At 39.2% G+C, this 16,039-nt stretch carries 14 protein-coding genes; 9 read left to right on the top strand and 5 right to left on the bottom strand.

Annotated features, from left to right (window positions below; genetic code table 11):
• Positions 1-194: 194 nt before the first annotated feature.
• Positions 195-905, bottom strand: a complete 711-nt coding sequence (locus tag C8P64_RS16375) for a DUF4294 domain-containing protein (RefSeq protein WP_423738319.1) — start codon at positions 903-905, stop codon at positions 195-197.
• 119 nt (positions 906-1,024) lie between these two features.
• On the opposite strand from C8P64_RS16375, the gene C8P64_RS16370 reads away from it, so the two are divergent.
• From C8P64_RS16370 to C8P64_RS16355, 4 genes are all read left to right on the top strand, one after another.
• The gene (locus C8P64_RS16370; protein ID WP_108173178.1) at positions 1,025-2,113 is read left to right on the top strand and encodes a M42 family metallopeptidase; all 1,089 of its coding nucleotides are present in this window, start codon (positions 1,025-1,027) and stop codon (positions 2,111-2,113) included.
• 127 nt (positions 2,114-2,240) lie between these two features.
• Positions 2,241-3,323 (top strand): DNA topoisomerase IB, encoded by a 1,083-nt coding sequence (locus C8P64_RS16365; protein WP_108173177.1) that lies wholly within the window; start codon positions 2,241-2,243, stop codon positions 3,321-3,323.
• A 40-nt stretch (positions 3,324-3,363) separates the two neighbouring features.
• Entirely contained in the window at positions 3,364-5,286 is a 1,923-nt protein-coding gene (locus C8P64_RS16360) for a DUF294 nucleotidyltransferase-like domain-containing protein (protein ID WP_108173176.1), read from the top strand.
• Positions 5,283-5,960 (top strand): 3'-5' exonuclease, encoded by a 678-nt coding sequence (locus tag C8P64_RS16355; RefSeq protein ID WP_108173175.1) that lies wholly within the window; start codon positions 5,283-5,285, stop codon positions 5,958-5,960. Before C8P64_RS16360 ends, C8P64_RS16355 begins: the two co-directional genes overlap by 4 nt.
• Here the strand turns inward: C8P64_RS16355 and C8P64_RS16350 are convergent.
• From C8P64_RS16350 to C8P64_RS16335, 4 genes are all read right to left on the bottom strand, one after another.
• Positions 5,957-6,670, bottom strand: coding sequence for a hypothetical protein (locus tag C8P64_RS16350; RefSeq protein ID WP_108173174.1), 714 nt, complete (start codon positions 6,668-6,670; stop codon positions 5,957-5,959). The genes C8P64_RS16355 and C8P64_RS16350 overlap by 4 nt on opposite strands.
• A 51-nt stretch (positions 6,671-6,721) precedes the next feature.
• Complete coding sequence (gene acs, locus C8P64_RS16345) at positions 6,722-8,629, bottom strand: acetate--CoA ligase (RefSeq protein ID WP_108173173.1); 1,908 nt, start codon at positions 8,627-8,629, stop codon at positions 6,722-6,724.
• A 160-nt stretch (positions 8,630-8,789) separates the two neighbouring features.
• Complete coding sequence (locus C8P64_RS16340) at positions 8,790-9,743, bottom strand: phosphoribosylaminoimidazolesuccinocarboxamide synthase (protein ID WP_108173172.1); 954 nt, start codon at positions 9,741-9,743, stop codon at positions 8,790-8,792.
• Positions 9,744-9,764: 21 nt separating this feature from the next.
• Positions 9,765-10,718, bottom strand: a complete 954-nt coding sequence (locus tag C8P64_RS16335) for a PhoH family protein (RefSeq protein WP_108173171.1) — start codon at positions 10,716-10,718, stop codon at positions 9,765-9,767.
• Between the two features lie 210 nt (positions 10,719-10,928).
• On the opposite strand from C8P64_RS16335, the gene C8P64_RS16330 reads away from it, so the two are divergent.
• From C8P64_RS16330 to dnaN, 5 genes are all read left to right on the top strand, one after another.
• Complete coding sequence (locus C8P64_RS16330; protein WP_108173170.1) at positions 10,929-11,762, top strand: SAM hydrolase/SAM-dependent halogenase family protein; 834 nt, start codon at positions 10,929-10,931, stop codon at positions 11,760-11,762.
• Positions 11,763-12,059 carry a putative quinol monooxygenase gene (locus C8P64_RS16325; RefSeq protein WP_108173169.1) on the top strand — a complete coding sequence of 99 codons (297 nt, stop codon included), beginning with the start codon at positions 11,763-11,765 and terminating at the stop codon, positions 12,057-12,059.
• A 227-nt stretch (positions 12,060-12,286) separates the two neighbouring features.
• A complete protein-coding gene (gene gldF / locus C8P64_RS16320) occupies positions 12,287-13,024 on the top strand; it encodes a gliding motility-associated ABC transporter permease subunit GldF (RefSeq protein ID WP_108173168.1) in 738 nt (245 codons plus the stop codon).
• Complete coding sequence (gene gldG, locus C8P64_RS16315; protein ID WP_108173185.1) at positions 13,024-14,694, top strand: gliding motility-associated ABC transporter substrate-binding protein GldG; 1,671 nt, start codon at positions 13,024-13,026, stop codon at positions 14,692-14,694. Before gldF ends, gldG begins: the two co-directional genes overlap by 1 nt.
• 202 nt (positions 14,695-14,896) lie before the next feature.
• A complete protein-coding gene (gene dnaN / locus C8P64_RS16310) occupies positions 14,897-16,015 on the top strand; it encodes a DNA polymerase III subunit beta (RefSeq protein ID WP_108173167.1) in 1,119 nt (372 codons plus the stop codon).
• Positions 16,016-16,039 lie beyond the last annotated feature (24 nt).

Raw genomic sequence — 16,039 nt, 5'->3', positions numbered from 1 at the left:
GTTAATTTTTGAAGGCCGATCTCCTCGCTATCCCCCATCATCAGTACTTTCAGTGAACGTACGCCTTGCTCTCAAAGCGGCTGCAAATATACAGCAACTTCTTTCTTCTAACCAAACTAATTTTTAAGTTTTTTTAGAGAAATTTAAGGAATACCGGTAACTGCTTTATTTCCAGTATTAAATAGAAGAAAATATTAACTGCTTTTTTTGGGACTAGGACTCTTATTCCACTTATCACTAAGTTCAAGGTATTCGAAATCCAGCGCACTGTTCTGTCTTTCCAGGATATTATCCCTGAAAGATCGCTGAAGAATGTCTTCTATAAGGAAGTCTTCCTGATTAGATTCAGGATTATACTCCTCTTTTAATGAAATATCGAACATACTGGCAGTAGTATTATACCAGAAAGCCCTCCAGCCGCTTTTGAGATCCTTAACCAGATCGAAGGTAGTTACCCCGGTTTGCCTGTGGATCAATTTCACCAGGATCTGCCCTTCAGTCCTGGTTAGTTTTTTTAATTCGGCAGAAAACTCCTCCTCTATATAGTTCTGTACTATTTTGGTGTATTTCTTTCTTGCCCTATTACCTTTAATATGGTCTAACCTTGAATTCAGTTCCACCAAACGTTCAGATGCCAGTTTAGCATAGGGATAAACCTTCCTTGTTTTCCTGCGCAATATCAAATAACGCTTTCTATCGGCATTACTATTAAATTTCAGCTTCCGCAGCAAAACAACTTCTTCCAGATCTATAGCTTCACGTGGAATGGAGTCTCCTTCTATAATCATGTAGAACTTCTCTATAGTATCATTTTCAACACTATCTTTAGGAAAAGGACGTGTAGACTTCTGCCCAATCGCATTGAAGCCTATTAATAATATAAATATGGAAAGATATCTAAACACTTATAAATCTAATTTCAATTTACCTATTACTCAATTAAACCAAAATCATTCCAAAATTAATCAATAGCAAGTTGTCACCAATCTAAAACTTTTTAAATTCGTAAAAATTATTCTGAACTATGAAGAAAAGTAAAGTATTAGATAAGAAATCATTAGAGTTCCTGGAGAACTACCTAAATAATGCAGCACCTACGGGTTACGAAGCCGAAGGACAAAAGCTATGGATGGAATACCTAAAACCATACGTAGATGAATTCATAACCGACACTTATGGTACTGCCGTTGGAGTTATTAATCCGGAAGCTGAATATAAAGTTGTCATAGAAGGTCATGCCGACGAAATTTCATGGTATGTAAATTATATAAGTGATGAAGGTCTTATATATGTAGTGCGTAACGGTGGTAGTGATCACCAGATCGCGGCATCCAAGCGAGTGAACATTCATACCAAGAAAGGTATCGTAAAAGGAGTGTTCGGCTGGCCGGCAATTCACACCAGAGATAAAGAGAAAGAACAGTCACCTAAAATGGACAATATCTGTATTGATGTTGGATGTACTAATAAGGAGGAAGTTGAAAAGCTTGGAGTTCATGTTGGATGTGTGATCACGTATCCAGACGAATTCTTCGTCCTGAATGAAAACAAATTTGTTTGCCGTGCCCTGGACAACAGGATAGGTGGTTTTATGATCGCGCAGGTCGCAAGATTATTAAAGGAGAACAAACAGGAATTACCATTTGGTTTATATGTAACTAATTCTGTTCAGGAAGAAATCGGTTTACGTGGAGCTGAAATGATCACTCATAGAATTCAGCCGAATGTTGCCATAGTTACAGATGTAACTCACGACACCACTACTCCAATGATCGAGAAAAAGACCAATGGTTTAAATAAAATTGGAGATGGTCCGGTTATATCATATGCTCCAGCGGTACAGAACAAACTTAGAGAACTTATTATCGATACGGCTGAAGAGAAGAAAATACCTTTTCAAAGGCATGCTTCTTCCAGGTTTACCGGTACAGATACAGATGCCTTTGCTTATAGTAACGGAGGTGTACCTTCTGCACTAATTTCTTTACCATTAAGATATATGCATACCACGGTTGAAATGGTACATAGAGATGATGTTGAAAATGTGATCAACCTTATCTATGAATCTCTATTAAAGATCAAAAATGGAGACAGCTTTAGCTATTTCGAATAGACTTCACAGCTCATAAATATCTGTTAAACTCCCTGATACCGGGGAGTTTTTCTTTTTCAGACACCAAAGTTTTCACAGTTCTTTAAATATATAGGAGGTTAATTCCAATTATCTTTAAAGAAAAAAGATGACGCTATCTCCTGATGATGTAGAAACGATAATGTCTGATCCTAACGAAGCCGTAAAGCTGGCAAATCTTAGGTATGTTTCAGAAAATCATTTATCCATTCACCGCAAAAAGGTAGGACGTGGTTTTGCCTATTATAAAAAGGAAGAAAAGATCTCAGATAACAAAACCCTGGAGAGAATAAAAAGTCTGGTAATTCCGCCGGCATGGAAAAATGTCAGGATCACTCATTTTCCCAACGGTCACCTTCAGGTGGTAGGCAGGGATGAAAAGGAACGTAAACAATATATGTACCATCCTACCTGGTCCAAGATCAGGAATCAGACGAAATTCTTCAAAATGACTTCCTTCGGAAAAATGCTTCCGAAAATAAGAAAACAGGTAGATAAAGACCTTTTACTAGAGGGAATGCCAAAAAGGAAGGTTCTTGCCCTGGTGATAAGGTTAATGGAAGAGACTCATATTAGAGTTGGAAATCACTACTACGCCAAGAACAACAAAACTTACGGCCTTTCCACTTTCAGAACCAGGCACGTTAAGACCTTTAAAGACGGTATCAAATTTGAATTCGTTGGAAAAAAAGGGAAAGAACATTCGATCACCGTTGAAGATAAACGATTGATCAATCTTATTAACCAATGCGAGGAAATTCCGGGCTGGGAACTTTTCAAGTTCTATAATGAAAATGGAGAGAAACAGACCATAGACAGTGAAATGATCAATGACTATATTCATGAAATAAGCGGAGATATATTCTCAGCTAAAGATTTCAGGACCTGGTCTGCCACCAAAATATTCTTTGAAACCCTTTTGGAAACTGGATATACCGAAGAAGAAAAAGAAAACAAAAAGAATATCCTGGAAGGTTTTGATGCCGCCGCCGAAGGTTTAGGGAATACCAGGGCGGTTTGCCGTAGTTATTACGTACATCCAAAAGTTATCGAAACCTATGAATCTGGAGAGATTGTTCCTTATTTCAAAAAAGTAAACGAAGATAAAGAGCCGGTTTACACCCAACTTTCAGAAACAGAAAAAGCCATTTACAAACTGATCAAGGATTATAAAATCGAAATTGAAGATTAATATAATTTCGTATTTGTCATATTTCAGATAAATTTGAGCTATGACGAATTCTATCGCTTCGAGGATCGCCGACTTTCTCAGCAATTATCCTCCCTTCTCTTTACTTAATACCTCGCAATTAGAATTGATTGCCGGGGAAATTAAGGTAATGTATTTCGAACAGGGGCAGACGATCTTCTCCAAAGATGAAAAAGTACATGACTACTTTTATATAGTACAGAAGGGAGCCGTAGACCTGCAAAAGACAGATCAGAACCAGGAGCCTGAGACTATAGATAAATGTGACGAAGGCGATGTTTTTGGTTTGCGCCCGCTTTTTGCAAAGGAAAATTACCAGATCAACGCGATCACAGACGAGGAAAGTGTGATATATGCTATTCCGCTTAACGTATTTAAACCTTACGCGATCAGCAATCCATATGTTGGTAATTTCCTGATGGAAAGTTTCGCTTCGAATACCCGAAATCCTTATTCAAATGAGCAAAAAGGAAAATTATTTGCAGATGAGGAGGATATAGTCCTTAAAAGAGAGGCTTTATTCGAACTGCAACCGATCCCGATCATCAAAAAAATGGTAACGGTTTCTCCGGAAACAAGTATTCAGAAATCGGCTATTTTGATGAGCAATAGAAAGGTAGGTTCCGTTGTAGTCGTTGAAGATGAAAAACCGGTAGGTATTGTGACCGATGTTGACTTCAGGAAAGTTGTTGCTACAGGTAAAATTCAAATTAACAGCCCGATAAGCGAGGTAATGAATTCACCCGTGATTTGTTATTCCAAAGGTTTAACCATAGCACAGGCGCAGCTTACCATGATGAAACATAATATTAATCATATTTGCATCACCAAAGACGGTACGCCAAACACCAAGGTAAAGGGAATTGTTTCTGAACATGATATTATCGTTTCCCAGGGTAACAATCCCGCGGTGCTTATGAAGGCGATCAACAGGGCCGGGAGCACGAAAAAACTTAAAAGGATACGGAATAAGATCATGATCCTGCTCAATGGATATCTAAAAAGCAATATTCCGGTTACACATATATCCAACATCATATTTGAACTTAACGATGCTACGATAAAACGAACCATCCAGCGATGTATAGAAAAGATGGGGTCTCCGCCTCCGGTTAAGTTTGCCTGGATGTCTTTGGGAAGCCAGGGACGAAAAGAGCAATTATTGCACACAGATCAAGATAATGCCTTGATCTTTGAAGATGTTCCTGAAGAAAAACTGGAAGAAACCCGTGCTTACTTTATAAAGCTAGCCACCAAAGTCACCAAAAGGCTTAATATTATTGGCTATGAATTCTGTCCTGCCGAAATGATGGCGAGAAACCCAAAATACTGTTTATCTATTTCTGAATGGAAAGATCAGTTTTCTGAATGGGTGACCACCTCGGGGCAGGACGAGATCCTGTTATGCCAGATATTTTTTGATTTTGACATTTCTTACGGCGAGGTAAAACTAACCAACGCAATTTCAGACCATATTTTTGATATTCTGAAAGGAAATAAGAATTTCCTGAACAGACTAGCCGCACAGGCATTGAGGAATCCTTCACCATTAGGATTCTTCAGGCAGTTTTTGGTGGAACAGGATGGAGAGAAAAAGGATCTTTTTGACATTAAAAAACGAGGCATCATGCCTTTAACCGATGCGGGCAGATTGCTTATTCTTGAACACCGGGTAAAAAACATCAGCAATACTTCAGAAAGGTTTGAAAAACTGGCGCAGCTAGAACCTAATAACAAGGAGATCTACCAGGCATGTGCATATTCTTCAAGAGCTCTTATAAAATTCCGCACAAAACAGGGATTAAAGCATAAGGACAATGGAAGGTTTATTAATCTTGAAGACCTAAGCAAGGAAGACAAGATAAAACTAAAACGATGTTTTAAAACCATCAAAGAGATACAGGAATTAATTAAGGTCAGGTTTGAAGCAACATACTACCTATGATCGGAAAATGGTTTAAGAAAAATAAGGTTCAGGAAGATCTTCCCAACTACTGGCAGAATTACTCAAAAAGTTTTGAGGAAAAACTCCCGGAAGAAATTACCAGGATCAGGTTCATCGTATTCGATACCGAAACCACAGGATTTGATTTTAAACAGGATCGTATTTTAAGTATAGGTGCCGTTAGGGTTGAAAATAGAAGTATAGAGATCAATGATAACTTTGAGGTCTTCCTTGAGCAAACCAAATTCAATCCTGAGACCGTAAAGATCCATGGCATTATTCAGAATGAAAAGTTTGAAAAGATTTCTGAACTTGAGGCTTTGAAGAAATTCCTGAATTATATTCAGAATTCGGTTCTGGTAGCCCATCACGCGGGTTTCGATCTGAAAATGATCAATAAGGCATTGTCAAGACACGCACTTCCGAAGTTAAAAAATAAGGTTCTGGATACAGCTGTGCTTTACAAAAGCACTCGAATTATTACCAATCTAATAGATCGCGAAAAGGTATATTCTCTTGATGAAATCGCCGAAGCTTATAATATCGATCTTACAGACAGGCATACTGCCTCTGGTGACGCTTATATTACGGCGATAATTTTCCTTAAATTACTTGGAAGGATCAAACAAAAAAAACCATTAACCCTTCGCGATCTCTTCAAAATAAAGAATTAAATAGAGCTATAAAATTCCAGGAATTCTACCGCATCTGAAACTTCCTTAATCTTATGCTTATTTAAGAATTTTTCTGCTTCTGCATCTAAGCCTAAAGATTTTTCAAAATCCTTATTTCTTAAACGAATTCTTTGTAGCACAGAATCTCCAGTTGATAGATAGTAATTCATTTCTATGGTATAGTGTGCAGGCTTTTCACCACTGTAACCTGAAGTTTCTGCTTCAGCTTCCTTTAGCAAAATGGAAGGAAATCCGTAAAGCCGAATGTCTCCATTATCAAAATAAGTGAAAAAATATCCTTTTCTCAAGCCTTCTTCCATAAGCAAATTTTTCCATGAAAGTTTATAATCATCAAGTATATAAGTCTTGAATTGATTTATAGGAATAGCTGTTATTTCTGATTCGTTAGAAATTTTTATTTCCATCTTTTTATGAAGAACATCGTATCTCAAAAAGGCAGACTGTTCTTTTCCGCCGGAAATTATTTTACCCTTTTGAAAGTCTTCAGTAAGATATGGTGAACCGATATAATTTTCGGTGATCGTAAAGGGATTCATGGCCCACCTATTTATTTCATCTACAATATTATAATTATTGTATTCCATTTCAACTGGCTGGGTTTGTGACGGTGCAGTACTTGTGCCATAGCTGGTTTGAGAAAAAACACTAACGGAAAAAATAAAAAACGCGGATAAAGTAATAGCTTTCATGAATAAAATTTTTAGTTGTAAACGTTAGAAATCAACAACTATACCAAAAGCTTATAATGATTTCTCTATGATACCCTCAACTACCTCTGGATTCAAAAGCGTTGAAGTATCACCAAGATCTGAAGTATCTTTAGAAGCGATCTTCCTGAGTATTCTTCTCATGATCTTTCCGCTTCTTGTTTTTGGTAAGCCTTCTACGAACTGGATCTTATCTGGTTTGGCGATAGGACCTATCTTATCTGAGATCTGTTGATTGATCTCTTTTCTAAGATTATCCTGATTCCTGGATTCCCCAGCTTCTTTCAGGATAACAAATCCATAGAGGGCATTTCCCTTTACCTCGTGAGGAAAACCAACAACGGCAGATTCTGCCACGGCTGGATGTTCATTGATCGCATCCTCTATTGGCGCAGTTCCTAAGTTATGACCAGAAACGATGATCACATCATCTACCCTACCAGTGATCCTGTAATATCCAGTCTCATCGCGTAAGGCTCCGTCACCAGTGAAATATTTATCTTTAAAAGCTGAAAAGTAAGTGTCCCGGTATCTATCATGATTTCCCCAGATGGTTCTGGCCATGGATGGCCATGGGAATTTGATACAAAGTCTACCATCTACCTGGTTCCCTTTGATTTCCTTACCTTCTTCATCCATCAGTACAGGCTGAATTCCGGGAAAAGGTAAAGTTGCAAAAGTTGGTTTGGTTGGCGTCACAAAAGGGATTGGAGAGATCATAATCCCCCCCGTTTCTGTCTGCCACCAAGTATCAACGATGGGGCTTTTACTTTTCCCAATATTATTATCGTACCAGTGCCATGCCTCCTCATTAATAGGTTCACCAACTGTTCCTAGAACTTTCAGGGAAGAAAGGTCATATTTATCTACGAATTCAAGGTTCTTTTTGGCCAGGGCACGTATAGCTGTTGGCGCGGTATAGAACTGATTTACTTTATGCTTTTCCACGATCTGCCAGAACCGGCCAAAATCGGGATAAGATGGTACCCCCTCGAACATCAGGGTCGTAGCACCATTCAGTAGAGGACCATAAACTATATAGGAATGTCCAGTGATCCAGCCAATATCTGCGGTACACCAATAGACATCATCGTTTTCATATTTAAAGATATTCTTGAAAGTATAGGCTGAATAAACCATATAACCAGCGGTCGTGTGCAGCATCCCTTTAGGTTTCCCAGTAGAACCGGAAGTATAAAGTATAAATAGAGGATCTTCAGCATCCATGATCTCGGGCGCACATTTATCTGAAGCTTCATCCATCAAAGGTTTCAGCCATTTGTCGCGACCTTCTTTCATATTGATATCTGCACCCGTTCTTTTTGCAACCAGTACGGTTTCAACATCGGGACATTGCTCCAGGGCCTTATCCACGATACCTTTAAGGTCTATGGTTTTATCTCCACGGTAAGAACCATCTGAAGTTATCATCATCTTACAATCTGCATCCAGAGTTCTCGTAGCTAAAGCAGAAGCTGAAAAACCTGCAAATACGACGGAGTGAATAGCGCCGATCCTGGCACAGGCCAGAACAGCAAAAGCCAGCTCGGGGATCATTGGCAAATAGATACATACCCTATCCCCTTTCTTAATGCCATTTTCCTTTAAAACGTTGGCGAATTGATTCACCTTTTTATGCAGTTCTGTATAGCTTAAGTGTACCGCCTCGTCCTTAGGATCGTTAGGCTCCCAGATAATTGCCGTTTTATCTCCCTGGGCTAGCAGGTGACGATCTATACAATTCTCGGTAATATTCAGTTTCGCATTTTCAAACCATTTTACCTCAGGCTTAGAAAAATCCCAACTTAGTACATTATCCCATTTTTTCCTCCATACGAAATGTTCCTCGGCAACTTCCTGCCAGAAGTTCTCTGGCTCTCTAACAGATTTGCGGTAAACCTGGAAATATTCTTCCAGAGTTTTAATGTGATAATTACTCATAGTTCAAGTTGGTTAAATTAAAAAAAGCAGAACCGGAAGAACCGGTTCTGCTTTTAAAAATATTAAATCGTAAGGAATCACAAAAGTTATTATGAACTAAAAGCAAAATAATATTTCATATCTGTTAAAATATTATCTGCATTATTATCATTAATTCAATCTAGCGTGTTTTTAAATAAGATTCCACATTCTTTTGTATCCTGTCTTCGATATTAGAAACATCGGCTTTTATAAATTTCTCGCCGGTGATGTTCTCGTAAAGTTCAATGTATCTTTCTGAAACCGATTCGATATACTCATCGCTCATTTCAGGAACTTTCTGACCTTCCAATCCCTGGAATCCATTAGAGATAAGCCATTGGCGAACAAATTCTTTTGATAACTGCTTCTGAGCCTCTCCTTTCTCCTGTCTTTCCTCGTACCCCTTTTTATAGAAATACCTGGAAGAATCTGGAGTATGGATCTCGTCAATTAATACGATCTCACCTTCTGGCGTTTTACCAAACTCATATTTGGTATCTACGAGAATAAGATCCTGTTTCGCCGCTATCTCGGTACCGCGTTTAAATAACTTCCTGGTATAATCTTCAAGTTTAAGGTAATCCTCCTTAGATACGATTCCCCTTTTAATGATATCCTCACGGGAAATATCCTCATCGTGGTCTCCGTGTTCCGCTTTAGTAGCCGGCGTGATGATTGGTTGAGGAAACTTATCATTTTCCTTTAATCCTTCAGGCATGGCAACGCCACATAATTCCCTTTTTCCGGCTTTATATTCTCTGGCCGCATGACCAGACATGTAACCGCGAATAACCATTTCTACTTTAAAAGGCTCACATTTTTTACCAACAGCCACATTAGGATCTGGAGTTGCTTCCAGCCAGTTTGGGACAATATCGGCGGTTTTTTCCATCATTTTGGTCGCGATCTGGTTAAGGATCTGCCCTTTATATGGTATTCCCTTTGGCATCACCACGTCGAAAGCCGAAAGCCTGTCTGAAGCAATCATGACTAACAGGTCGTTCTCAAGCGCATAAACATCTCTTACTTTACCCTTATATACCGATTCCTGACCGGGAAAATTGAAGTTTGTTTTGGTTATCGTATTACTCATTTAGAGTTTATTCTATTATAATTAATCGTTGTGTTCAATAGTTTTGTAGGCTGCAATGATCTTCTTCACTAATCTGTGACGTATCACATCCTTGTCGTCCAGGTAAACAGTTCCCACGCCTTTCACATCTTTAAGTACAAGAAGCGCTTCTTTTAATCCAGAGATCACTCTTCTTGGAAGATCGATCTGTCCCGGGTCTCCGGTGATCATGAATTTCGCGTTCTTACCCATCCTGGTAAGGAACATTTTCATTTGCGCATGTGTGGTATTCTGGGCTTCATCCAAGATCACAAAGGCATGATCCAGAGTTCGTCCACGCATAAAGGCAAGTGGTGCGATCTGGATGACCCCTTTTTCAATAAAAACCTCCAGTTTTTCATGAGGAATCATATCCCTTAACGCATCATATAATGGTTGCATATAAGGATCCAGTTTTTCCTTAAGATCTCCCGGAAGGAAACCAAGGTTCTCCCCTGCTTCTACCGCAGGCCTGGTTAAAATGATCCTTTTTACCTGTTTTTCTTTTAGAGCTTTTACCGCGAGGGCAACCCCGGTATAGGTCTTACCAGTTCCCGCAGGTCCTATAGCAAATACCAGATCGTTCTTTTTGGAAAGCTCGACCATTCTTCTCTGGTTAGCGGTCTGGGCTTTGATCACCTTTCCGCTAATTCCATGCACTATGGTCTCCCCACTTTCTTTTGAAGTTTCATAATCTTCTTCACTCTCACTCGTCAAAACCCTTTCGATAGTATTCTCGTCCAGTTTATTGTATTTACCAAAATGATCCATCAACATCGAAAATCGTTTGTCGAATTCTTCGAGCATCTCCTCATCCCCAAAGACACGTATCTTACTACCCCTGGCGACAATCTTTAATTTTGGAAAGTACTTTTTTAAAAGTTCGATGTGTTCATTTTGCTGCCCGAAAAATTCTCGAGGGCTTATTTCTGAGAGTTCAATAAGAAGTTCGTTCAAAAGCTGTGGTTTTTAAGTTGTAGCATTGTAGATTTTTCAGGTCATTTTTATTTGTCCTTCGAATTTCAATATCCTAATTTTGAAACCGAATTTATGGTATTTTTTACCTTTTAGGTCAGGCGAATCCCTAAAAATAAAATTATATTCGCCTTCTATACAAACTTAAGGAAAATAACCAGTCTCAGATTAAAAAAATATTAACAATCGCCTATGGCAATCATTACTTTAACGACCGATTTCGGGGAGAAAGATTATTTCGCTGGTGCGGTTAAAGGAGCTATCTATAGCGAATTAAGTGATGTTAGAATTGTTGATATTTCACATTCAGTTTCCCCGTTCCATATTAGTGAGGCCGCTTATATAATTAAGAACGCCTATAAAAGTTTCCCTAAAGGAAGTATTCATATCGTGGGTATAGATTCTGAACTTACCCCGGAGAATAAGCATCTAGCGGTAAAACTGGACGAACATTATTTTATCTGCGCCAACAACGGCATTCTTTCATTACTGGCTTCAGAAATAAGACCGGAAAAGATCGTAGAGATCAATATCCATGATAAGATTCAGACCAACTTCCCCGTACTGGAGGTTTTTGTAAAAGTTGCCTGCCATATAGCTCGCGGGGGAACCCTCGAAGTCATAGGTAAAAGCGTTAGCCAGATCAAGTATCTTAAACAGTTCGAGCCGATTATAAACTCTGAGAAGAACCAGATCCTGGGCCATGTCATTTATATTGACAACTACGGAAATGTGATCACCAATATTTCCAGGAAACTTTTTGAATCTGTAGGTAAAGGACGTGCCTTTAAAATAAGTGCCAGAACGGTAAATTTTAATGTGATATATGAAACTTACAGCCACGCCATAAATTTTGATGTGGAAAAAGAGAAGCGAAAAGAGGAAGATGGTAAGAAACTGGCGGTTTTCAATTCTGCCGGGTATATAGAACTTGCCATGTATAAAAGCAATCCAAATACTGTGGGAAGCGCCGCAAGCCTTTTCGGGCTGGAGTATCTGGATACGATAACCGTAAATTTTGAATAGATGTTTGTTAGAATAGTGAAGATGGGATTTCAGGAAGATAAAATTGATGAATTCCTGGCAAATTTTGAAGAGAATAAAGCTAAGATTAGAGGTTTTGAAGGTTGCAAATTTCTTGAACTCTATCGGGGCAAAGACAATACAAATCAATTTTTCACGTATTCTTACTGGGAAGATGAAGCAGCTTTAGAGAATTACAGAAATTCAGAGCTCTTTAAAAATGTGTGGGCTAATACGAAAGTTCTGTTCAATGAAAAACCAGAAGCCTGGAGCGTGGATAAAGTGGTTAGTTTGGAGTAGAGAGTATTGAGTACTAAGTATAGAGAAAAGTGGAAAGTGAAGAGTGGAAAGTGAGAATTGTCACATTGAGCGCAGTCGAAATGTGGCAGTAAAAAGTATAGATTTCTCCCAATGGTCGAAATGACATTGAACTAAAATACAACGGACGGCACACAACACATAACACACAACTGAAAACCGATAACAGATAATTGATAATTGATAATTGATAATTGATAATTGAAAGTATGCTTGCAATACTGAATAAAGAAATACAATCCTTTTTCTCGTCACTTACGGGCTACCTGGTGATTGGTCTTTTTCTTCTTGCCTGCGGATTCTTTCTTTTTGTTTTTTCAGGCGGTTACAATATACTGGATAGTGGTTTTGCAGACCTGAAACCATTTTTCAACCTGGCGCCATGGATATTCCTCTTTCTTATCCCGGCCATTGCCATGAAAAGCTTTGCCGATGAAAAGCGAATGGGAACCATGGAGATCTTGCTTACCAAACCAATTGGACTTTGGAAACTGATCACCGGGAAATACCTGGGAATTCTAGTACTGGTTATTTTAGCCATTATCCCAACCTTACTTTATGTTTTAACTATAAGTCAGCTGGGAAGACCGGTTGGAAATTTTGATGTGGGGGCTACGATTGGATCATGTATAGGACTTATTTTTCTTGGCGGTTGCTATGCCGCAATCGGGGTTTTCGCTTCAAGCCTTTCCTCGAATCAGATCGTATCGTTTTTGCTGGGAGTTTTTCTTTGCTTCATTTGCTACTATGCATTTGAAGGGCTTAGCGAAACGAATGTCTTCGGAAATTCCAGTTATATACTGGAATCCTTCGGAATTAGTTTTCACTACAAAAGCATTAGCCGCGGAGTGGTAGATACTCGTGATATCATATATTTTCTGAGTTTAATATTTCTGTTCTTAAAGTTAACGGAGATCAATCTTTCAGCAACCAGGAACCGGAGATGATGAAGCAACCAAATAAGATAAAATCACTGCTCATCTTGCTGGTTATTCTTATAGCCGCAAACTTCCTTGCGTCTGAATTTTACTTAAGATTCGATCTCACCCAGGACCAGAGATACAGCCTCTCTCCTGCCGCTAAGGAGATCGTGGCCGATGTAGAGCAACCCTTGATCTTCGATGTTTTCCTGGAGGGCAATTTCCCTTCAGAATTCCGAAGACTGAGGAATGAAATCCGGCAGATGCTGGAAGAATTTTCAGCTTACAACCGGAATATCAAATTCAATTTTGTAGATCCCCTGGCTGAAGGCGATGATGCGAATGCCATTGCTGAAGAATTCTATAAAATGGGAATGACCCCGGCCAGACTGAATGTTCAGGAGAACGGCAAGAACAGTGAAAGCATTATCTTCCCTTGGACGATCGCTAATTACGGGGAAAAAACGGTTAAAATTCCGCTGCTAAAAAACCAGATTGGTGCAACCGACGAGGAACGGGTAAATGCTTCGGTACAACAACTGGAATATGCACTGGCTGACGGGTTGAGTAAACTGGTTTATCCGCGCGAAAATAAGATCGCCGTAATGCGTGGAAATGGTGAATTGCCAGATGCCCAGATCGCAGATTTTATAAAGACCATCCAGGAATATTATTACATGGCTCCTTTCACGCTGGATTCCGCAGCGACAAATCCACAAAAGACCCTGGCAGATCTTAAGGAATATGATCTTATCCTGGAACCAAAACCTACCCAGCCATATACTGAAAATGAAAAATATGTGCTGGATCAATATTTAATGAATGGCGGTAAAATGCTCTGGCTGGCTGAAACAACCAATATGGAGACCGACAGTCTTTTTAATGAAAGAGGAACCGCTATCGCCCTGCCGAGAAATCTCAATTTAGGAGATTACTTTTTCTCCTATGGAGTACGCATCAACCCTGAAATTGTAAACGACCTCTACTCTGCCCCTATCATCCTTGCGAGTGGGGACGGAAACAACACCAGGTTTAATCCTTATCCGTGGTTCTACAGCCCGCTTACAAGTTCTCCCAACGAGCATCCTATAATCAATAATATAGAAGCGGTAAAATTCGAGTATGCTAATCCTATAGATACTCTCGCCAATGATATTAAGAAAACCATTCTTTTGAGCAGTTCCCCAAGAACCAAACTTGAGGGAGTTCCGTCACAAATAAGCCTGAATATGGTTGGAGAAAAGCCAGATGTTAGCACTTATAACGCCGGTGAACAGCCCCTGGCGGTATTACTGGAAGGCAACTTCAAGTCTGTTTACAAGAACAGGGTAAAGCCTTTTGAAATTTCAGGCCATCTTGACCAGGGAAAAGATTCAAAGATGCTCGTAGTTTCAGACGGAGATGTCATTAAAAATGATATTCAGGCGGGGAAACCATTAGAACTGGGTTTCCAGCGGTACACCGGAAATACTTACGGGAATAAAGAATTCCTGCTTAATTCGGTGAATTACTTACTTGATGACACGGGTCTAATAGACATACGCTCTAAAGAGATCAACCTGGCTTTCCTGGATAAAGAGAAAACAGCTGCTCAAAGAGAACAGTGGCAACTCATCAATCTGGCAGGTCCCATTCTTCTTTTGATCATTTTTGGAATTGCTTTCAGGTTCTATAGAAAGCATAAATATGTAAAGTAAGGCTTCCGCAGAATCGCGGGAAGCTTTGAACAGGCACATATTAACAATTTCAATTCAGTTTAATTTCACAAACACCTATTTTACAGGTTTTTACATCATTTTTATCGTACAAGTCTGTTAATAAAAACTCAGTGAACAACCCGTGATTTTTGACTTATTAAAATATATTTGTAATTGATTCAAAATAAATCAATAAAAGCCGATGAAATTTATTGTATCCAGCAACTATCTGCTGAAACAGCTACAAATACTTGGAGGGGTAATCAACAACAGTAACACGTTACCGATTTTAGACAATTTCCTTTTCGATCTTAAGAATGATGAACTAACGGTTTCTGCTTCAGACCTTGAAACTACGATGTCTGCCAAGCTTAAAGTGGAATCTGACTCTGAAGGTAAAATTGCAGTTCCTGCGAAATTACTTCTGGACACTTTAAAGACCTTTCCTGAGCAACCGCTAACTTTTGTAGTTGAAGATAACAATACCATAGAATTAAGTTCTAACCACGGTAAATATGCCCTTGCGTATGCCGATGGTGAAGAATTTCCGAACCCGGTAGAGCTTGAAGATCCAAGTAGCACCATAGTTGAGGCAGATATACTTGCTTCTGCTATTTCCAAGACCATTTTCGCGTCAGGAAATGATGATCTTAGACCGGTGATGAGTGGGGTTTTCTTCCAGTTCAAGGAAGACGGACTTACTTTCGTGGCGACAGATGCACATAAACTTGTAAAATATTCCAGAGAAGATATCAAAGCTAACCAGGATGCTGAATTCATCATGCCTAAAAAACCTTTGAATCTTTTGAAAGGTATCCTTGCCGGAAGCGAGTCTGAAGTATTGATAGAATACAACGATTCTAACGCTAAGTTTACTTTTGACGAAACTCAGTTGATCTGTAGATTGATCGACGGGAAGTATCCAAATTACGAAGCGGTAATTCCGAAGGAAAATCCTAATAAACTTACTATTGAAAGAAACCAGTTCTTAAGTTCTGTAAGAAGGGTTTCTATTTTCTCTAATAAAACCACGCACCAGGTAAGATTGAAGATAGCCGGTGCCGAGCTGAATATTTCTGCGGAAGATGTAGATTACAGCAACAAAGCTGAAGAGCGTTTAACCTGTTCTTACCAGGGAGATGATATGCAGATTGGTTTCAACTCAAGATTTCTTATCGAAATGCTGGGCAACCTGACTGCAGATGAAGTAATGCTTGAAATGAGCTTACCAAACAGAGCGGGAATCCTTACTCCGGTTGATGGACTTGATCCGGGAGAAAAGATCACCATGCTGGTAATGCCGGTAATGCTTAACAATTAGTAGGCAGTTTTCAATCGCAGTAAG

The sequence above is a fragment of the Christiangramia gaetbulicola genome (assembly GCF_003054225.1).
GTDB classification, from domain to species: domain Bacteria; phylum Bacteroidota; class Bacteroidia; order Flavobacteriales; family Flavobacteriaceae; genus Christiangramia; species Christiangramia gaetbulicola.
The sequence above is the reverse complement of the archived record's forward strand: the minus strand, read 5'-3'. Positions and strand labels throughout refer to the sequence as shown.